We start from the raw sequence: 19581 nt of genomic DNA on the forward strand, positions 1-19581 counted from the left end.
CTTGACCACTTGTCAACAAGATGCTGTAGGTAAGGCTTGCCTAACTAGTGTACGACGCCCGCCCGGCATCCGTCAGCAGTGCGCGCACGATGAACCGCTCCACCTGCTCGGGAGGCACGTGCCGCGGCGCGAGGCAGGCGTGCACGAGCGACATCGCGCTCGTCGGGTCGGGCACCTCGAAGGCCCCGGCGGCCACTCCGGCGGCCAGCAGCTCCCGCAGCACGTCCTCGACCGCCACCACGTGCTCGCGGATCGCCTGCACCGACTCGCGGGAGAGCATCCCGACCAGCTGCATCCCGAGCCCCATGTGGAACTGCTGACCGGCGGCCAGCTGGTGACGCACGTAGACCCGGAGTCGCTCGACCGGGTCGTCGGCCGTGTCGAGCGCGGTGCGGAGCTCGGCGAGGTAGCGCTCGGTCTCGTGGGTCGCGAACGCGACGACCACCGCCTCCTTGTCGGGGAAGTGGTGGTAGATCGTGGTCCGGCCCAGCTCGGCGCGCTCGGCGATCTGGGCCATCGTGATGGCGTCGAAGCTCCGCTCGCTCATCAGGGTCGCGAAGGCGTCGTAGACCCGCCGACGCACCCGGTCCCGGTGCTCCGCGACGGTCTCGGCGTTGATCTTCGGCACCTGCGCACTCTAGTGCGGAACGCACGCGGCGCCCCTTCCCACGAAGGGGAGGGACGCCGCGTGGTGGTGCGGACGGGTCAGGAGACCCGGAGGACCACCGTCTTGGTGGAGGCCTTCACGTTCGCCGTGCCGGCGTAGGTGAGGACCACGCGGTAGCGACCCTTGGCCAGCTTCGGCAGGGTGGCCGTGGCGACGCCCCGGGCGTTCAGCCGGGCCGACACGGTGCGGACCGCCTTGCCCTTCGCGTTGCGCACGACCAGCTTCACCTTGCCCGTGGCCGAGCCGGCCGGGGTGGTGGTGATGGTGGCCCGGACCTTGCCGGCCCGCGTGCGGGTCGGCTTCTTGGTCACCTGGAGCTTGGCCCGGCTGGTCGCCTTCGCGACCGTGGCGCTGCCGGTCGCCGTGGCGGCCGCGACGTTGCCGTTCCCGGCGTACGACGCGGTCAGCGCGTGCCGTCCGGCCGCTAGCTCACCCAGCGAGAAGGTGGCCCGGCCGGACTGCAGGTCGGCCCTGCCGACCACGCGGCCGGCCCGCGAGAGCGTGACCGCGCCGGTGGCGCCGGTGCCCGCGACGGTCACGACCGCGGTGGACACCTGGCCGTAGGTGCGCGCGGGCACGGAGAGGGTCACGGTGGCCGTGCCTGGGGCGACGACCAGGGTCGTCCTGCCGGTGCCCTCGGTGGTGTTGGCGTCGCCCGTGTAGGTGGCGGTCAGCTCGTGGTCCCCGGCCCCGAGCGCGGTGCCGAGGTCGAAGGTGGCCTTGCCGTCCTCCAGGACCGCGGTGCCGAGCTCGGTCGTGCCCTCGGCGAGGGTGACCGAACCGGTGTTGTCGCCGTCACCGGTGACCTCGACCGTGGCCGTCGCGACCGCGCCGAACGACACCGAGGGCGCCGTGACGGTGACGGTGGGGGTGGCCTGGGTGAAGGTGACGGGGGTGTAGGTCTCGTAGGCCGCGACGGTGCCGCCGCTGCCGCCGTAGGTGTAGATGCCGTAGTTGACCAGGGTTGCGGCGGTGGCGACGGCGTCGATGGCCGCCTTGTCGACGGTGAGGGTGGCGGTGAAGCTGCCGTCGGGCTTGAGCTCGACGGCGCCGCCGTCGGGGCCGCCGATGGTGGCCATGTCCTCGGCGAGGACGGCCCACTTCTGTGAGCTGTTGACCCGGGTGGCGGTGGCGGCTCCGGCCGACGGCTTCCAGTTCTCGGCGAACTTGCCGAACACGACGTAGGAGCCGGAGGGCTTGCCGGCCAGGGGCGGGCGGGTGCCGGTCGCGGCGGCCGGGTTGAACCCGGTGCCGGTGACGGTCACCGTCTGCGCGCCGTTCGGCACGAACGTCGAGCGGGAGAGGGTCACCGACGGCGCGGCGACGATCAGCGAGCCGGTGCCGGTGGCGGTCAGGAAGTTGGCGTCCCCGGCGTACGACGCGGACAGGGGGTAGCTGCCGACCGGGCGGCTGGCGCCGAGGTCGAAGGTCGCCTTGCCGGTGCTGTCGACCGCCTGGGTGCCGACCACGGTGTCGCCCTGGGACAGGGTGACGTTGCCGGTGGCGGCCACGCCGGTCGTGCTCGACACGGTGACCGTGGCCGCGGCCGGGAGGCCCTGGGCGACCGACGGCGCCGAGACGGCGACGGTCGGGGTGGCCTGGGCGAAGGTGACCGGGGTGTAGGTCTCGAAGGCCGGGGCGCTCGCGCCGCTGCCGCCGTAGGTGTAGATGCCGTAGTTGACCAGCTGGCTGGCCGTGGCGGTGGCGTCGAGCGCCGGCTTGTTCACCGTCAGGGTGGTCGTGAACGTGCCGTCAGACTTGAGCTCGACCGCGCCGCTGTTGGCGCCACCGATGGTCGCCATGTCAGCCGCGGCGACCGCCCACTTCTGCGAGCCGACGGCCCGGTTGGCCGACGGGGCGGTCGCGGTCCCGAGGGACGGCTTCCAGACCTCGGCGAACTTGCCGAAGACGACGTACGTGCCGGCCGGGCGGCCGGACAGCGGCGGCCGGGTGCCCGTGGACAGCGACGGCGTGAAGCCGCTACCGGTCACGGTCACCTCCTGGGCGCCGCTCGGGAGCAGCGTGGTCTTGCTGACCTGGACCGAGGCCTTGTACTCGCTGAAGCCCACGCTCAGCGGGTTCGCGACCTTGCGCGGGTCGGCGCTGCCACCGGTGGAGTACCAGTAGGGGCCCTGGCCGAGGACCTGCTGGAAGTCCACGAAGGCCTGCGGGAAGGAGCCCCAGTTCGCGCCCGAGGTGACCTGGGGACTGCTGCTCGCGGGTGCGGTGTAGGGGACCTCGCGGTACGCCGGGGTCGCGGTCAGGCCGGTCGCGGTCACGTCGACGCCGCTGAGCGTGGCGAGGGCGACCGTCGCCTCGGGGACCGCCTCCCACTTCGTGGGGTCGTCCATCGACGTCGCGTAGCCGCCGAGCGTCGCGGTGACGGTGCCCGCACCGCCGGTGAGGGTGAGCTTCGGGTCGGACAGGGTGAAGTAGGTCATGCCCGAGTAGAAGAGGACGGTCGCGTCCCCGTCCCAGGTGATCGTGGCGTTGTCGGTGGCGGGGTCGAGGGTGCCGACGCCGTTCTTCACGACCAGACGGGTCTCCGCGAGGATCGTCTGCGACGCGCCAGAGGTGGTCTGGCCGGCGCTGTTGGTGCGGGTGCCCTGGAAGGTGGTGGGGCCGTAGCTCCCGTCGGCCGCCTTGTCCTCGATGGTGACGTTGCCGTCGGCGTTCTTCCACCCGGCGGCGGTGCCGTTGTTCCAGGTCGCGCCGTTGTCGGCGGACTTCAGGGTCGCGCCACCGGCGCCGGGGTTGCCGATCTTGCCGGCCGACATCAGGTTCCAGGTGCCGGGGGCGAAGGCGCCCGCGTTGACCTCGTTGTTGAGGTCCCAGGTGAAGGTGGCGTTGGTGACCTGGGCCGGCGCGGCCGAGGCGGCGGGTGCTCCCGCGACGCCCAGGGCGACCAGGCCGGAGGCGGCGACGGCGGTCGAGAGGAGACCCGCCAGTCCGCGCCTCGCTCGGCTACGCACAGGGGTGCCCCCTGCGGCATTGGTGGTCATGACTGTCCTTTCACACGACTGCTGAGGGTGCTGACGGTGGAAATGGCGGCTGCTCCGAGCAGCAGCAGCGAGCCGGTCCACCACTCCCATGGGTGGCCGGAGCTGGTCGCCCGGGCAGCCGCAGGGGCCGTCTGGGCGGTGACCACCGGGATCGCGGGGAGCCGGGGGTCGAAGGTCGGGGGCGCCGCGGCGACGGCCGCGGCGGCGGGTGGCGCGGCGGCGGCCGGCTGCACGGGCAGCGCGGGACCGGCCGGCTGCGCCGGGGTGGTCGGGGTGGGCGTGCTGGTCGGCGGCGTCGGCGCGACCGACTGGGTCGGGTCGTCGTCGGGGTCGTCGGCACTCCCGGTCGGCGTCGGCTTGACCGGGGGCTTGACGGGCTCGGAGGCGGAGTAGCTGACCGTCAGCGGGAGCGCCACCTTGTGGGCGTCCGCGCTACCGCCGGAGGAGTACCAGTACGCCGCGGAGCCCAGCCGCTGCATGGCCGCGAGGAAGGACGCCGGGAAGGCTCCCCAGTCGTCGCCGGAACGGACCTGGGACACCCCGTCGCCCGGGGCGTTGTAGGCGACGCCGCGGTAGGCCGGCGTGATCGAGAAGCCGCCCTCGCCGGGGAGCACGAGACCGGCGGTGGGCAGGTCGGCCAGCACGACCTGCTGGCCGGCGACCTTGACCCATTTGGTCATGTCGTCCATGTCGGTGGCGTAGCCGCTGACGGTGCCGAGCAGCTGGGCCCTGTCCTTCGTGATCGACAGGACGGGGTCGGCGACGTAGAAGAACGTCATGCCGGAGTAGTAGAGGACGGTGAACGAGCCCTTCCACCGCACCGTGGCGGTCCCCGCGACGGGGTCGACCTCGCCGGTGCCGCCGTCGATGACGACCTGGTGATCGGAGAACGTCCTGCCGCTGGTGGTCAGCCGGTTGCCGGCCGCGTCGGTCGACGTGCCGGCGTACGTCGCGGCGGTGTAGCTGCCGTCGGACCGCCGCTTCTCGAGGCGGACCTTCCCCGACCTCGCCGACCAGCCGGCGCGCTTGCCGTTGTTCCACGTCGCGCCGCCGTCGGCGCTGCGGAGGGTCTTGCCGCCCTCGCCGGGGTTGGCGAGCTCGCCGGCCGAGAGGAAGTTGAATGTGCCGGGCGCGAAGGCGGCGTTGTTGCTCTCGTTGTTGATGCCCCAGCGCAGCTGGGCGTCGTCGACGGCGACGGGGCCGTCAGGCGTCGTGCTCGGGGAGGCGGTGACCGTGGTCGTCACCGTGGCGGTCGCGGTGGGCCCGTCGCTCGGCGTCGGCTCGCCGGTGGTCGGAGTCCCGGTGGGCGACCCGGTCGAGGTCGGGTCGGCAGCGCTGGCCGGCGCCGATCCGACGCCCGCGGAGCCGAGCAGCACGGCCGAGGGAAGGGCCAGGGCGGCCAGCAGTGCCGCGGCCAGCGCGGGGCGCAGCCGGCGGCTCACGGGGTCGCTCCCGCGACCGGGGTGGTGGCTCGTGGGCCGGGTCGGCGGCGGCGCAGCCGGACCAGGGCCACGGCGAGGGCGACCAGGAAGACGAGGACGGCCAGGCCGAGGAACACCCGCGCGGCGACCTCGGAGTCGTCGTCCTCGGTGGCGGCCGCGACGGGCTCGGCCGCGCCGGCCTGCACGGGGAACATCTCGGTGGGCTGCGCGCCGGACGCGGCGCCGACCAGCCGGAGCTCGTGGGTGCCGGTGCCGAGATCGAGCGGCAGCTGCATCAGGCCGGCGACCTCGCCGGACGCCCCGGCGACCATCGGCCCGAGAGCCACCACGCCGTCGTCGAGGATCGCCAGGACCTGCTCGCCGGGCGTGAAGCCCTGACCGGTGAAGGCCAGCGCGCGACCGGCCACGGCGGTCGCCCGGTCGGCGGTCACCGCGGGGGCCCCGGCGGCCCGCCGGGTCGGGGCGGTCGTCGGGTCGGCGGCGGTGGTCGGGACCGCCGTGGTCGGGCTGCCGGCCGTGGGCTGGGCGGTGGGCCGGGCCGTGGGGGAGGCGGACTCGGTGGGCGCGGCGCCGCCGTACACGTCGCCGAAGCGGACGGGGGTGAAGGTCTCGTTGGCGGGGTTCTTCACGCCGTGGGCGCCGATGGTGATCACGCCGCAGGTGACCTCGCGGCAGTCGACCTCGGAGGCGTTGCCGTCGCGGTCGACGCTGGTGAACACGGGGCCGGGCACGGTGAGCTCGAGGCTGAACCCGCCGCGGGCGCTGAGGACGGCGTTCGCCTCGGCCGCGGTGGAGCTGCCGGGGAAGGCGACGAACTTCAGGTAGCCCTGGTTCTCGGCGGCGTTCTCGGCGTCGGGGATGTAGCGGTAGTCCTCGCCGGTGAGCCCGCCCTTCGATGGCTTCCACGAGCCGCTCCGCGGATCCTCGACCCACCCGAACATCAGGTAGACGCCACCGAAGCCGCCCTTGACCACCTGGAAGCCGGAGCCGGTGATCGTCAGCTTGGTCTGGTACGTCGAGTCCGCGTTCGCGCCACCGCGGTCGTTCTCCACGGTGATCCGGGACGCGGCCTCGGCGGGTGCAGGGGCGAGAGCCAGGGTCAGGGCGCCGGCCGTCAGGGCGGCGGCGAGCAGCGTGGCGAGCAGGCTGCGGGGTCGGCGGGTCATGCGTCCTCCTCGCGGATGTGGTCGCGGGTGTTCTCGCGGGTCGCCCGGCGGTCGGCCAGCACCAGCAGGTCGCCGGTGGCGGGGTGCGGGACGACCTCGATCGGGTAGTCGTAGACGCTGCTCAGCAGCGGGCCGGTGAGCACGTCGGCGGGTGCGCCCTCGCCGGCGACCCGGCCGCGCTCGAGCAGCACCAGTCGGTCGGACCAGGCCGCGGCCAGGCTCAGATCGTGGAGTACGACGACCACCGCGGCGCCGGCGTCCGCCTCGCGCCGGGCCCGCTGCAGCACGGTTTCCTGGTGGCCGATGTCGAGGGCCGCGGTCGGCTCGTCGAGCATCAGCACGCCGGTGCGCTGGGCCAGGATCCGGGCGAACGACGTCCGGCCCTTCTCGCCACCCGAGAGGATCCCGAAGGACCGGTCGGCCAGGGCGGTGGTGTCGGTGGCGGCCATCGACTCGGCCACGATCGCGTCGTCCTGGTCCTCCTCCGGGCGGCCCCGCCACGGCGAGCGGCCCATCCGGACCACCTCCGCGACCGGGAACGGGAAGGAGATCCGGTGCTCCTGGGTGAGGACGGCCCGCTCGCGGGCCAGGTCGCGCAGCCGCCAGTCGGCCAGCGGTCGGCGGAGCACCTCGACCTTGCCGGCGGTCGGGTCGAGGTCGCCCGCGAGGACCGCGAGGAGGGTCGACTTGCCGGCGCCGTTGGGCCCGGCGAGCGCCACGACCTCGCCGTGACGCACGTCGATGTCGACGCCGTCGAGGACCGGGTTCGAGCCGTAGCGGACGGTGATGCCGCGGCCGACGAGGGCGGGGGAGGTCATGCCCAGCCCCCCGCCGTACGACGGGTCCGGCGCAGCAGCCAGAAGAAGAACGGCCCGCCGACCAGCGAGGTCAGCATGCCGATCGGCAGGTCGGCGTACTCGACGAGGGTGCGGGCGCCGAGGTCGGCGACGACCAGGACCAGCGCCCCGGCCAGCATCGAGGCGGGCAGCAGGACGCGGTGGCCGGGGCCGGTCACCATCCGGATCAGGTGGGGGACCACCAGCCCGACGAAGGCGACGATGCCGCAGAAGCTGACGGCGGCGGCGGTGAGCAGCGCGACGACGACGATGAGCATGACCCGGAACCGCTCGACGTTGACGCCGAGGTGGCGGGCCGGGCGCTCGCCCAGCGCGAGCAGGTCGAGGTTGCGGGCGCAGAGCAGCGAGATCACGATGCCGACCGCGGCGAGCGGGGCGACGACGCCGACGTACTGCCAGCGGCTGCCGTTGAGGCTGCCGAGCTGCCAGAAGACGATCTGCTCGCGGGCCTGGGTGTCGCCGAGGAACATCAGCAGCGCGAGCAGCGCTCCGGCGACGGCGTTGACCGCGATGCCGGTGAGGACCAGGGTGACGACCTCGGTGCGGCCGTCGGCGCGGGCGAGGACGTAGACGGTCAGGGTGGTGACCAGGCCGCCGACGAACGCGCAGACGGCGAGGGTCCAGTCGCCGGCGAAGGTCAGGCTGAAGACGATGGCGCACGCGGCGGCGACCGCCGCGCCGGAGGACACCCCGACGACGCTCGGCTCGGCCAGCGGGTTGCCGAAGATGCCCTGCATGAGGGCGCCCGCGACGGCCAGCGCGGCACCGACCACGATCGCCATGGCGACCCGCGGGAACCGCACCGACCAGAGCGTCGCGTCGCCGCGCGGGTGGGTGGGCATCGGGCCCCAGTCGAGCCCGAAGTGGTGGAAGAACGAGCCGGCCACCTGGGCCAGCGGGATCTGCAGCTGGCCGGAGCCGGCCGCGGCCAGCGACGCGACGACGAGCGCGACGCCCAGGGAGACGAACAGGACGGTGGCCCGTCCGACCCGGGCCCGCGGCGGGCGGGGGACCGCGGTCGCGGTTCCCGCCTGCGGGGGCGCGGAGACCGTCACAGGGCGTCCGGGGCGTAGAACGCGACGGCCAGGGCGTTGAGCACGTTGGAGGTGCGCGGGCCGAAGCTGAGGATCTGGTCGTCGTTCATCGCGATGACCCGCTCGTTCTCGCCCGCTGGGGTCTCGGCCAGGGCCGGGAACCGCTCCAGCAGCCCGTCGACGCCGCCGACGGAGTCCAGGCCCTTGCTCATCATCAGGATCGCGTCGGGCTGGGCGGAGATCAGGCCCTCGTCGTTGACCGGACGCATGCCCTTCCAGCCGATCTCCTTCGACACGTCGTACGCCCCGACGGCCTCGATGAGGGAGTCGGCGCCGGAGTCCTCGCCGAACATGTAGTAGACGCCGGCCTGGCCGCGGGCGTAGAGGAAGATCGTGCGGAGCTTGCCGGTGACGTTCTGGGGCGCGACCTTCGCGATCTCCGCCGAGGTGGCGGCGGCGTCGGCCGCGATCCGGGCGCCGAGCTCCTTGCCCTGGGCCGGGACGCCGAGGGCGTCGGCCACCTCCTGGGTCAGCGACTCGAGGTTGTCGAGGCTGCGGTGGGCGTCGGTGACGATGACGGGTACGCCGGCGTCGCGCAGCTGCAGGATGACGTCCCACGGACCGAGCGAGGTGTCGGTCAGCACCACCGTCGGGTCGAGCGCCAGGATCGCCTCGGCGTTGAGCTCGTGGCCGTTCTGGGTGACCAGCGGGCGGTCGGCGATCTCGGGGAAGGACGACGAGACGTCGCGGCCGACCACGTTGTCGCCGAGGCCCAGCTCGTAGACGGTGTGCGCCAGGGTGCCGTAGATGTCGAGCGCCAGGATCCGGCTGACGTCGGTGACCTCGACCTTCGTGCCCTGGGCGTCGGTGACCGTCGTGGGCAGCGCGGGCTCCGGAGCGTCGTCGACCGGGTCGATCGCGGGGGCGCCGAGGTCGATGTCGACGACCCCCTTCCACGACCGCGGGTCGGCGACCGGGTCGACGTCGGCGAGCTGCGGGACGGCGGTGGTGGCGTCGTCCCCCTGCTCGCCGTCGCCGTCCGCGGACAGCACCGGACCGCAGGCCGACAGGACGAGGCAAGCAAGGACGAGACCGACGACCGGACGACCGGTCGCGCGACGGGGGCGACGCATGTGCACGAGCTCCTGACCTGGCGACGCCCATCGTCGCCCGGAGCAGCATACGCCCTCTTAATTAGGTATGCCTTACCTACCCCAGGTTTGCCTAACCTGGCCTGGACCGGTTCAGGCCGGAGCGGTGACCATCGCGGTGACCATCGAGATCAGGTTGCGGATGAAGTCCTCGGTCGACAGCTGGGTCCGCCCGGGGCCCTCGCGGTCGCCGGCCCGGGCCCGGTCGGCGATCGAGCGCAGCAGGAACGTGGTCGCCAGCGCCATCCGCTCGTCGCGGATCTGCTCCGACATCTCCGGCAGCCGCTGGTGGAGCAGCTCGTAGACCTCGTAGCCGCCGGACCGGCCGAGCGCCTCCTGGACGGCGGTCTCGGCGCCACCGGCCTCCTCGTCGACCAGCTGCGCGACGATCTGGAGGAAGCAGCGGCCCCGCCACCCGGTCTCAGCGAGCTCGACCGACGGTCGTACGACGGCCTCGAAGACACTGGCCAGGTCGTCGTCGGGCGTGCCCTGCGCGACGGCGAGGAGCTCGCGCTCGCGGGGGCCGAGGAACTCGGCCTCGCGCTCGAGCACGGCGACGAGCATCCCCTCGCGGGAGCCGAAGTGATAGTGCACCGCACCGCGGTTGCGCTGACCGGCCTGCCTCGTGATCTCGAGGAGCGAGGCGTTGTGGACGCCGTGCTCGGCGAACGCGCGTGTCGCCGCGTCGATGAGGAGCTGCCGAGTGTCGCTGGCCGTCATCTGGTTCCCCTTTGTCAGATCCCCGGGACGACCCGGCTCAGCAGGTCGCCCATGCGCGATGCCGCCGCCCGTCCCGCCTCGAGGACCTCGGTGTGGTCCAGGGGCGCATCGCTGATGCCGGCGGCCAGGTTGGTGACCAGGCTGATGCCCAGCACCTCCATGCCCGCCTCGCGTGCAGCGATCGCCTCCAGGGTCGTGCTCATCCCGACCAGGTGTCCACCGATGATCCCGGCCATCCGAACCTCGGCCGGGGTCTCGTAGTGCGGCCCGGGGAACTGCACGTAGACGCCCTCGTCGAGGGAGGGGTCGACCTCGCGGCACAGGGTGCGCAGGCGCGGGGAGTAGAGGTCGGTGAGATCGACGAAGCGGGCCCCCACGATGGGCGAGCGGCCGGTCAGGTTGATGTGGTCGCTGATCAGCACCGGGGTGCCGGGCGTCCAGCTCTCCTTCAGTCCGCCGCAGCCGTTGGTCAGCACGATGCTGCGGCAGCCGGCCGCGGCCGCCGTACGCACGCCGTGGACGACCGCCTCGACGCCCTTGCCCTCGTAGTAGTGGGTGCGGCTCAGGAAGACCAGCAGCTGCTTGTCGCCCGCCGTGATCGACCGGATCTTGCCCGAGTGGCCCGCCACCGCCGCCGCCGAGAACCCCGGCAGGTCGGTCGTGTCGATCTCGGCCGTCGCCGTCCCGAGGGCGTCGACCGCCGGCAGCCAGCCCGACCCCAGGACCAGCGCCACGTCGTGGCTGGGCACCCCCGTGAGCTCCGCCAGGGTCGCGGCGGCCTCCTCGGCCAGGGCATAGGGATCAGGCGTGTCCGTCACGCGCCGGACTCTAGTCCTGTCGGGCCCTGGAAGCGCGTCAAGGCGGTCAGGACGCGGCGTGGCGTGGGGGGTGTCCTACTTACCCGGATCCCCGGGTAAGTAGGACGTTCCCGGCCGATGCATTCCCCGGCAACGTCCGGGAAAGGCCGGGAAGCTCGGGCGCGATCGCCGCGCCGAGCACGAACAGCGGGCCACGAGTCGCGCACAGGACGGCCTGCGGAACCACCTTTCCACAGGCCGTACGGCGGGCCGCGTCGCCCCCCGGCGCCGCGGGCAGAGCGGTCGCATGATGATCCCCAAGCGTGACCCCGACGACCCGCGGAACGGTCCGGTGATCCTCCGCCAGCAGCTGCTCAAGGCCGGATGGAACGACCGGGCCATCCGCCGCCGGATCCACAGCGGCCAGTGGACCCGGATTCGCAACGGCGCCTTCATCCCCACCGAGCAGTGGAAGCAGCTCGACGACGCCGGCCGGCACGGACTGCGGGCGCGCGCGGTCCAGCAGCAGGCCAAGACGGAGGTGGTCCTCTCGCACGTCTCCGGCTTGCCGGAGTACGACGCACCCACCTGGGGCCTCGACCTGTCCGAGGTGCACGTGACGCGGCCGGACGGCAAGGCCGGTCGGCACGAGGCCGGCGTGCAGCAGCACTGCGGGACGGTCGAGAAGGAGGACGTCGTCACCCGCAACGGTGTCCAGGTCATGACGGCGACCCGCCTCGTGCTCGAGGTGACGACGTTCGGGGACGCGGAGGCCAGTCTGGTGGTGGCCAACCACCTGCTCCATGTCGAGGCGACGACCCCCGAGATGCTGAGAGCGCGCTACGAGTCGATGACCCAGTGGCCGAAGACCCTCATCACCGACCTGGTCCTGCGCCTGGCCGACCCGCGGATCGAGACGCCCGGGGAGAGTCGGACCTTCTATCTGATCTTCCGGCAGGGTCTTCCCCGTCCCCAGCCTCAGTACGTCGTCACCGACGCCGCGGGCGACTTCGTGGCCCGCGTCGACTTCGCGTGGCCCGAGCTCGGCGTCTGGCTGGAGTTCGACGGCCAGGTGAAGTACGAGAAGCTGCTGAAGCCGGGCCAGCGGGCCAGCGACGTCGTCCTGCAGGAGAAGGAGCGCGAGAAGGCCATCCGCCGCGCCACGGGCTGGCGTTGCATCCGCATCACCTGGGCCGACCTGGCCCACCCCGAGCTCACCGCGGCTCGCATCCGGGCCGAGCTGTTCCCGGACGAGGTCGCCGCCTGAGCGGAGGGCTTCCCGGCCTTTCCCTGACGTTCCTGGGGGAAGGTTCGGCCGGGAACGTCCTACTTACCCTGATCGCCGGGTAACTAGGACGACCGCCCCCTACAGCCCCGTCGACCGACAAGGCCGCCGACGAAGCGCGGCGACATAGTCGTCCGGCGCATCCGCGGCCTCGGCGGCGTCGGCCAGCACGCCGAGGTGGAGGGCGGAGGGCAGGCCGCCCTCGTAGGCGTCGAGCACGTAGGTCCAGGCGACGACCTCGCCGGTCATCGTGGCGACCCGGACCTTGGTCTTGCGGTAGAGGCCGGAGTCGGCGGACTCCCAGCCGTCGAGGAGCGTCTCGTCCTCGCGGGTGACGTCGTACACGCCGACGAAGACCTGTTCGAAGGGGTCCTGGACGATTGTGGGGAGGGCGCCGTCCCAGCCGTGCTCCTCGCCGCCGAAGGTCAGCCGCCAGCCCTCCAGCCAGCCCGTCGTCTGCAGCGGGGAGTGCGGGCAGCGCTCGCCCATCCGAGCGGGGTCCAGGTTGGTCCCGTAGGCGGCGTAGAGCGTCACGGGGGAGAGGCTACTGGCGCTGTCACGTCCAGGAGCCTCCCGACTGGGGGTGACCTGCGCGACAGCACTACTCTGGAGGCCGTGACCACCCACTTCGATGTCCTCGTCCTCGGTGCCGGTCCCGGCGGTTACGTCGCCGCGATCCGCGCCTCCCAGCTCGGCAAGACCGTCGCGGTTGTCGAGGACAAGTACTGGGGAGGTGTCTGCCTCAACGTCGGCTGCATCCCCTCCAAGGCGCTCCTGAAGAACGCCGAGCTCGCGCACACGCTCACCCACGAGAAGGCCAAGTACGGCATCGAGGGCGACGCGACGATGTCCTTCGGCCCGACCCACGCGCGCTCCCGCCAGGTGAGCGCCGGGATCGTCAAGGGCGTCCACTTCCTGATGAAGAAGAACAAGGTCACCGAGATCGACGGGTGGGGCACGCTCACCGGTCCGAAGGGGATCGACGTCAAGGACAAGGACGGCGGCACGACGTCGTACACCTTCGACGACCTGATCATCGCCACCGGCGCCCAGGTCCGGATGCTGCCGGGCATGAAGAAGAGCGCCAACGTGGTGACCTACGAGGAGCAGATCCTCGACGAGAACCTCCCCGGCTCGCTCATCATCGGCGGCTCGGGCGCGATCGGCGTCGAGTTCGCCTACGTCATGGCGAACTTCGGGGTCGACGTGACCATCGTCGAGTTCCTCGACCGGATGGTGCCGACCGAGGACGCCGCCGTGTCCAAGGAGCTGCTGAAGCACTACAAGAAGCTCGGCGTGAAGGTCCTCCTCTCGACCAAGGTCGAGAACGTCGAGGACACCGGCTCGGGGGTCCGGGTCACCGTCAGCAAGGACGGCAAGGAGGAGGTCCTCGAGGCTGACAAGATGCTCGCCGCCTTCGGCTTCGCCCCGCGCGTGGAGGGCTACGGCCTCGACGCGGCCGGCGTCCAGCTGACCGAGCGCGGCGCGATCGCCATCGACGACTTCGGCCGCACCAACGTCGACGGCGTCTACGCCATCGGCGACGTCACCGGCAAGCTGATGCTGGCCCACGTCGCCGAGGCGATGGGCATCGTCGCCGCCGAGACCCTCGCCGGCGCCGAGACCATGCCGGTCGAGTACGACTTCGTCCCGCGCGCGACGTACTGCCAGCCGCAGATCGCGTCCTTCGGCTACACCGAGGCCCAGGCCGAGGAGAAGGGGTACGACGTCAAGACGGCCACCTTCCCCTTCTCGGCCAACGGCAAGGCGCAGGGTTTGGGCGAGGCCGTCGGCTTCGTCAAGATCGTCGCCGACGCCGAGCACAACGAGATCGTCGGCGCCCACCTGATCGGCCCCGACGTGACCGAGCTGCTGCCGGTCCTGACGCTGGCCCAGAAGTGGGACCTGACGGCCGACGAGGTCGCCCGCAACGTCTTCGCCCACCCGACGCTCGGCGAGTCCGTGAAGGAAGCCATCCATGGCATCGCCGGCCACATGATCAACCTTTAGAGGCCAGCCGGCACCGAGCGCAGCGAGGTGCCGGCGTCGGCCGAGAAGGTCGAGTGCCGCCGCGACTGAGGAACGAAGTCGCGACGCGGTGTATCGAGACCCCCATACCGGAGAGAGACGATTCGGATGTCTGACAAGGTCGTGATCATCGGCGGCGGCCCCGGCGGCTACGAGGCCGCCCACGTGGCCGCCCAGCTCGGGGCCGAGGTGACCATCGTCGACTCCGACGGGGTCGGCGGCTCGGCCGTGCTCACCGACTGCGTGCCCAGCAAGACGCTGATCGCCACCGCCGAGGTGATGAGCGAGCTCGCCGGTTCCGCGGAGCTCGGGGTCAGCTTCCTCGACAACGAGGGCGACGCGGCGCACTCGATCAAGGTCGACCTGGCCCGGGTGAACGCCCGGGTCAAGCAGCTCGCGGCCGACCAGTCCTCCGACATCGCGCGCCGGCTGGAGCGCGACGGCGTACGCCTGGTCAGCGGCCGGGGCCGGCTCGACGGCACCGGCCGGGTCGTGGCGACGCTCGCCGACGGCGGCGAGGAGACGATCGAGGCGGACGCCGTCCTGGTCGCCACCGGTGCCGCGCCGCGCACCCTGCCGACGGCGCAGCCGGACGGCGAGCGGATCCTCACCTGGGAGCAGGTCTACGACCTGACCGAGGTGCCGACGTCGATGATCGTGGTCGGCTCGGGCGTCACCGGCGCCGAGTTCGCCAGCGCCTACATGAATCTCGGCATCCCCGTCACCCTCGTCTCCAGCCGCGACCGGGTGCTGCCCGGCGAGGACGCCGACGCGGCCGGGGTGCTCGAGGAGGTCCTGAAGCGGCGCGGCATGAACGTGCTGTCGAAGTCGCGGATGGAGTCGGTCACCCGCTCCGGCGGCACCGTGACGGTGACCCTGACCGACGGTCGCACCGTCGAGGGCTCCCACTGCATCCTCGCGCTCGGGTCGGTGCCCAACACCGCCGACATGGGCCTGGAGGAGGCGGGGGTGATCCTGAAGGACGGCGGCTTCGTCAACGTCGACCGCGTCTCGCGTACGTCGGCGCGCGGCGTCTACTCCGCCGGCGACTGCACGGGCGTCCTGATGCTCGCCTCGGTCGCCGCCATGCAGGGCCGGATCGCCATGTGGCACTTCCTCGGCGACACCGTGCACCCGCTGGACCTGAAGAAGGTCTCCTCCAACGTCTTCACCGCCCCCGAGATCGCCACCGTCGGCTGGTCGCAGCAGGCCGTCGACTCCGGCGAGATGCAGGCCGAGGTGGTCATGCTGCCGCTGTCGGGCAACCCGCGCGCCAAGATGCAGGGCGTTCGCGACGGCTTCGTGAAGCTCTTCTGCCGACCCGGCACCGGCATCGTCGTCGGTGGGGTGGTCGTCGGCCCGCGGGCGAGCGAGCTGATCCACCCGCTCTCGCTGGCGGTCGCCGAGTCGCTCACCGCCGACCAGCTGGCGCAGGCGTTCACGGTCTACCCGTCGATGAGCGGCTCGGTCGCCGAGGCGGCCCGCCGCCTGCACCGCTTCTGACCCTCCGCCGACCCGTCACTGGATGCCACTTTCCTGCGGCGTGTCGGTCGCAGATCGACGGCTCGCTGCGGCGTACCCGTGGACGGGGGCGTGATCGACCCGTCGATCGCTGACCGACACGCCGCAGAATCCCGACATTGAGTGACGGGTCGGCGTCAGAGGCGGGACTCCACGACGGCGACGGCGGCGTCCAGGCCGCCGGCTCTGTGCATGTCGGCGGCGAGCGCCCGCGAACGCGTCCGTACGGCGGGCGCCGTGATCGTGTCGAGCGCGGTGCGCAGCTCCTCGACGGTGACCGCCTCGCTGTCGATCCGGACGGCGACGCCGGCGGCCACCAGCCGGTCGGCGTTCTCGAACTGGTCGGCGTCCTGGGGTGCCGCGATCATCGGCGTGCCGGTGACCAGCCCCTCGCTCGACCCGCCCATGCCGGCGTGGGTCAGGAACGCGTCGGCGCGGCCCAGGACCTCCAGCTGGGGGACCCACGGGTGGGTCTCGACGTTGGCGGGGAGCGGGCCGAGGTCGGCGGGACCGACGGTCGAGCCGATCTGCAGCACGACGTGCCAGCCGGGGCGGTCGCCGTACGCCTGGACGCAGCGGCGGTAGAGGTCGGGCCGGTCGGTGAACGCCGAGCCGAGCGAGACCAGCAGCAGCTGGACGTCGTCGCCCGGCGGCGTCCAGGCGCCACTGGGTACGGCGGGCCGCACGAGCGGGCCGACGAAGGTGTGGACCTCGCGGTCGACCCGGTCGAGGTGCGGCTGCATCAGCGGCGAGATCAGCACGACGGACCGGTCCGGGCGGCCCAGGTAGGACAGCGGGTCGGTCGTGACGCCCTGGGCCGCGAACCAGGCGCGCTCGCGCTCGCGCAGCGCCCGGCCGCGCGGGTCGGCCTCGATGCCGGAGAGGAAGTCCGCCATGTCGTCCTCGTAGCCGTCCCAGCCGACGTACGCCGGCGAGAGCTGCAGCGCCGGGACGCCCCACTCGTCGGCCAGGATCCGCGCGGTGATCCCGGCGATGTCGTAGAGGAACAGGTCGGGCCGGTCGTGCTCGTAGTGGGCGCGGACCTGCGGCAGCATCGATTCGTACTCGGCCTGGAAGCGGGTCAGGTGGTCGACGACGTCGCCCTCCCAGGCGTCGAGGGTGGAGGAGTAGGGCCGCAGCTCGGCGCCGGTCGCCTCGATCGCCGCGCACAGCCGAGGACCGTGGGCGTGGGCCGGGTCGCTCACGTAGGTCACTCGGTGCCCGCGTGCGACCAGCCCGCGGACCAGCTCCAGGCTCGGATGCACGTGGCCGGGATAGGGGATCGACACCATCGCGACGTGGGCCATCGCAGCTCCTTCCGAAGTGAAACGAAACGGATCGTTTCGCATGGCCGACGCTAGCATCCGGTGCGTGCCGTCCGCCACCCGTCGCTCCGAGCAGTCACGCCGCGCCGCGCTCGACGCCGCCCTGGCGCTGGTCACCGAGCTGCCCTACCCGCGGATCACCGTCGACGCGATCGCGGCCCGCGCGGGGGTCAGCAAGGCGACGATCTACCGCTGGTGGTCGGCCAAGGGCGCGCTGGTCGTCGAGGCGCTCGCCCAGCAGAGCGCGGACCGGCCGGAGGAGCACCTGGTGCTGCCCGACACCGGCGACCTCGAGGCCGACCTGGCGGGGGTGCTACGGGCGATCGTCGACGAGATGGCCGACCCGTCGTACGACGCCCTGATGCGCGCGCTGTCCATCGAGAGCCTGCAGGACCCGGCCCTGCGCGACCAGGTGCGCGAGCAGATCTTCGGCGTCCAGCTCGAGTACGTCGAGCGCCGGTTCGCCGCCGCCCGCGCGGCCGGCCAGCTGCGCGACGACGTCGGCACGCTGGAGGCCTTCGAGCTCTTCGTGGCGCCGGTCTTCCATCGTTGGCAGGGCGCGACCGGCCCGCTCACCCACGCCTACGCCGACGGTGTCGCCGCCCGCGCGGTGCGGGCGCTCAGGCCCGGTTAGAACCCCTGTCCGGAGCCGCCGATGTTGTCCATCTGCGCCTGGAAGTGGACGAAGCGCTGGTTGGACGAGGCGGCGTGGCCGCTGTCGTGGACCTGCGAGACCGCCGACCCGGCCCGCCACCAGGGCACCAGCTGCCCGCCGACCATCACCATCCGCAGCTGCGGGAGGTGGCCGTCCGCCAGCCGCTGCCGGTCGGCCCGGCAGACCGGCACCGGCCGCTCCACGCCGCCCGGCGGCGTCCACGGCACCTCGGCCACCGCGGGTCCGTGCTGGGCGTTGAAGAAGCACGGGCCGTGCCGCTCCGGCAGCGGTACGCCGTCGCGACGAGCCAGCACGCGGGCCACGGCGTACCGGCCGTCGTCGAGGATCGTGTCCACGGCGTCGAAGTCGGCCTCGCCCTCGGCCTGGGCCAGCCGGGCCTTGGCGCGCTCGTAGTCGTCGAGCGCGGTCTGGTAGTCGCGGCGCAGGTCCTCGTCGAGCTCGGTGGTGAGAGTCTCGACGTGCAGGTCGCCGAGCTGCTCGCCGAAGACGGTGACGTCCTCGCGCAGCATCCGACGCCGCACCCGCACCGCCTCGGCGGCGAGCAGGCGGCGTCCACGTCGGTCGGATCCGGGCCAGCGCATGCGGCACCCTACGACGGCAGCGGGGTCAGCGGCGCAGGAGTCGTACGACGAGCCCGATCGGCATCAGCGTCAGCAGCCCGGCGATCGTGCCGAGCAGGAACCCGGTCAGGTCCGCGACGGGCGCGACCAGGACGCTGCCCCACAGATCACCGTCGTCGGGGGCGCCGGTGAGCGGGGCGAGAGCCACGCCGACCAGGCTCACGACCAGGGCCAGCGGCATCCAGACGAACCAGGGGATGCCGGACGACGGGCGCGCGTCGTCCGGCTGCGCGGTCAGCCGGACGCCGCCCTGGCGCTGGGCGAGGAGCAGCCACGCGACGGCGTACCCGAGGCCGAGGAGCGCGCCGGCGGCGAGGTGGCCGACCATCCACTGACCGAAGGTCAGCCAGGCGTCCGAGGACTCGTCGTCGACCCGCCCGGTGAGCAGCAGCTGGGCGAGGAACAGGGCGGCGAGGTAGGTCCAGACCTGGACGCGCAGCAGCCGCGAGGCGGCGCGGGGACTGTCGAGGTAGGCGCCGACGGCGCCGGCCGGGATGTACACCGGCTCAGCCCAGGCCCGCGAGGATCCGCTGCATCCGCGCCACCTCGGCCGCCTGCCCGGCGACCACGTCGGCGGCGATCTCGGCGACCCGCTGGTCGCTGCCGCCGGCCAGCACGTCCTCGGCCATGGCGATCGCGCCCTCGTGGTGGCGGACCATCCCCGCCAGGAAGAGCCGGTCGAAGGCGGCCCCGTCGGCGTCGGCCAGCGCGGCCATCTCGTCGTCGCTCAGCAGCCCGACCATGGGGTTGTGCCCGTGATCGCCGTGGTCGTAGTCGTGCGGGTCCTCCTCCGGCGACGGTACGTCGATGCCGCGCTCGGACAGCCAGCCCGCCATCAGCCAGATCTCCGGCCCCTGGGCCGCGTCGATCCGGTCCGCGACCGCGCGGACCTGCCGGTCCGCGGCCCGGGTCGCGGCCAGCTCGGCCATGTCCAGCGCCTGGCCGTGGTGCGGGATCATCATCTGCAGGTAGGACACGTCGTCGTGGTTCCACTCCGAGCCCGCGACCCCCTCGTCGGGGGCGAGCGTCTGCGTCGGGTCCCCGGGTCCGCCGGGCTGGACCTGGTCGACATCCGCGGACGGGAGGTCCTCCGCGGAGGGCCGGGGCGACGGGGCGGTGCCGTGGGTGTGACCGGCCTGACCGGGCAGCTCGGCGTGGCCGACCGGGGGAGTCGTGGTCGCGTCCGAGCAGCCCGCGACGGCGCCGTACCCCGCGAGGAGCAGGGCGGCGAGAAGCGGGCGGACGGCGTGCACGCACCCAGCACATCACGGAATCCGTCGTACCCTGCTC

The 19581-nt window shown here is 72.7% G+C and carries 18 protein-coding genes; 4 read left to right on the forward strand and 14 right to left on the reverse strand.

Features of this window, described 5'->3' with window-relative positions:
• Positions 1-40: 40 nt before the first annotated feature.
• The 9 genes from BLT76_RS01705 to BLT76_RS01740 form a co-directional block, all read right to left on the reverse strand.
• On the reverse strand, positions 41-628 hold the full coding sequence (locus tag BLT76_RS01705) for a TetR/AcrR family transcriptional regulator (protein WP_090850118.1): 588 nt from the start codon (positions 626-628) through the stop codon (positions 41-43).
• Positions 629-705: 77 nt separating this feature from the next.
• Entirely contained in the window at positions 706-3639 is a 2934-nt protein-coding gene (locus BLT76_RS01710; RefSeq protein WP_170866900.1) for an Ig-like domain repeat protein, read from the reverse strand.
• Positions 3640-3665: 26 nt separating this feature from the next.
• Complete coding sequence (locus BLT76_RS01715; protein ID WP_090850122.1) at positions 3666-5111, reverse strand: hypothetical protein; 1446 nt, start codon at positions 5109-5111, stop codon at positions 3666-3668.
• On the reverse strand, positions 5108-6277 hold the full coding sequence (locus tag BLT76_RS01720; RefSeq protein ID WP_090850124.1) for a hypothetical protein: 1170 nt from the start codon (positions 6275-6277) through the stop codon (positions 5108-5110). The genes BLT76_RS01715 and BLT76_RS01720 overlap by 4 nt, the downstream gene beginning before the upstream one ends.
• Positions 6274-7095 (reverse strand): heme ABC transporter ATP-binding protein, encoded by an 822-nt coding sequence (locus tag BLT76_RS01725; RefSeq protein WP_090850125.1) that lies wholly within the window; start codon positions 7093-7095, stop codon positions 6274-6276. Before BLT76_RS01725 ends, BLT76_RS01720 begins: the two co-directional genes overlap by 4 nt.
• Positions 7092-8189, reverse strand: a complete 1098-nt coding sequence (locus BLT76_RS26085) for a FecCD family ABC transporter permease (protein WP_211752664.1) — start codon at positions 8187-8189, stop codon at positions 7092-7094. Before BLT76_RS26085 ends, BLT76_RS01725 begins: the two co-directional genes overlap by 4 nt.
• On the reverse strand, positions 8186-9301 hold the full coding sequence (locus tag BLT76_RS26090) for a heme/hemin ABC transporter substrate-binding protein (protein ID WP_211752666.1): 1116 nt from the start codon (positions 9299-9301) through the stop codon (positions 8186-8188). The genes BLT76_RS26085 and BLT76_RS26090 overlap by 4 nt, the downstream gene beginning before the upstream one ends.
• A 111-nt stretch (positions 9302-9412) precedes the next feature.
• Positions 9413-10039: a TetR/AcrR family transcriptional regulator gene (locus BLT76_RS01735; protein ID WP_090850127.1), complete on the reverse strand. Its 627-nt coding sequence runs from the start codon at positions 10037-10039 to the stop codon at positions 9413-9415.
• Between the two features lie 14 nt (positions 10040-10053).
• A complete protein-coding gene (locus BLT76_RS01740) occupies positions 10054-10857 on the reverse strand; it encodes a purine-nucleoside phosphorylase (RefSeq protein WP_090850129.1) in 804 nt (267 codons plus the stop codon).
• Between the two features lie 286 nt (positions 10858-11143).
• Here BLT76_RS01740 and BLT76_RS01745 point away from each other — a divergent pair, with 286 nt between their 5' ends.
• Positions 11144-12103 (forward strand): type IV toxin-antitoxin system AbiEi family antitoxin domain-containing protein, encoded by a 960-nt coding sequence (locus tag BLT76_RS01745; RefSeq protein WP_090850130.1) that lies wholly within the window; start codon positions 11144-11146, stop codon positions 12101-12103.
• 99 nt (positions 12104-12202) lie between these two features.
• Here the strand turns inward: BLT76_RS01745 and BLT76_RS01750 are convergent, their stop codons facing one another.
• Positions 12203-12655: a gamma-glutamylcyclotransferase family protein gene (locus BLT76_RS01750; protein WP_090850131.1), complete on the reverse strand. Its 453-nt coding sequence runs from the start codon at positions 12653-12655 to the stop codon at positions 12203-12205.
• A gap of 81 nt (positions 12656-12736) precedes the next feature.
• Here BLT76_RS01750 and lpdA point away from each other — a divergent pair, with 81 nt between their 5' ends.
• Both lpdA and BLT76_RS01760 read left to right on the forward strand, forming a co-directional pair.
• The gene (gene lpdA / locus BLT76_RS01755) at positions 12737-14131 is read left to right on the forward strand and encodes a dihydrolipoyl dehydrogenase (protein WP_090850132.1); all 1395 of its coding nucleotides are present in this window, start codon (positions 12737-12739) and stop codon (positions 14129-14131) included.
• 126 nt (positions 14132-14257) lie between these two features.
• Entirely contained in the window at positions 14258-15652 is a 1395-nt protein-coding gene (locus BLT76_RS01760) for an NAD(P)H-quinone dehydrogenase (RefSeq protein WP_090850134.1), read from the forward strand.
• 155 nt (positions 15653-15807) lie between these two features.
• Here BLT76_RS01760 and BLT76_RS01765 read toward each other — a convergent pair whose 3' ends face one another.
• A complete protein-coding gene (locus BLT76_RS01765) occupies positions 15808-16977 on the reverse strand; it encodes a macrolide family glycosyltransferase (RefSeq protein WP_090850136.1) in 1170 nt (389 codons plus the stop codon).
• Positions 16978-17041: 64 nt separating this feature from the next.
• Between BLT76_RS01765 and BLT76_RS01770 the strand changes: the two genes are divergently transcribed.
• A complete protein-coding gene (locus BLT76_RS01770; protein ID WP_211752668.1) occupies positions 17042-17629 on the forward strand; it encodes a TetR/AcrR family transcriptional regulator in 588 nt (195 codons plus the stop codon).
• On the opposite strand, the gene BLT76_RS01775 is transcribed toward BLT76_RS01770, so the two are convergent.
• Genes BLT76_RS01775 through BLT76_RS01785 form a run of 3 tightly spaced genes read right to left on the reverse strand, consistent with a single transcriptional unit; the run spans position 17626 to position 19544 of the window.
• Complete coding sequence (locus BLT76_RS01775) at positions 17626-18252, reverse strand: hypothetical protein (protein WP_090850139.1); 627 nt, start codon at positions 18250-18252, stop codon at positions 17626-17628. The two genes, BLT76_RS01770 and BLT76_RS01775, sit on opposite strands and share 4 nt — an antisense overlap.
• A 25-nt stretch (positions 18253-18277) precedes the next feature.
• Positions 18278-18793 (reverse strand): hypothetical protein, encoded by a 516-nt coding sequence (locus BLT76_RS01780; protein WP_090850141.1) that lies wholly within the window; start codon positions 18791-18793, stop codon positions 18278-18280.
• 4 nt (positions 18794-18797) lie between these two features.
• Positions 18798-19544 (reverse strand): DUF305 domain-containing protein, encoded by a 747-nt coding sequence (locus tag BLT76_RS01785; RefSeq protein WP_090850143.1) that lies wholly within the window; start codon positions 19542-19544, stop codon positions 18798-18800.
• Between the last annotated feature and the right edge of the window lie 37 nt (positions 19545-19581).

Origin of the sequence: Nocardioides lianchengensis (genome assembly GCF_900101465.1) — a bacterium.
Taxonomy (GTDB): Bacteria; Actinomycetota; Actinomycetes; order Propionibacteriales; family Nocardioidaceae; genus Nocardioides; species Nocardioides lianchengensis.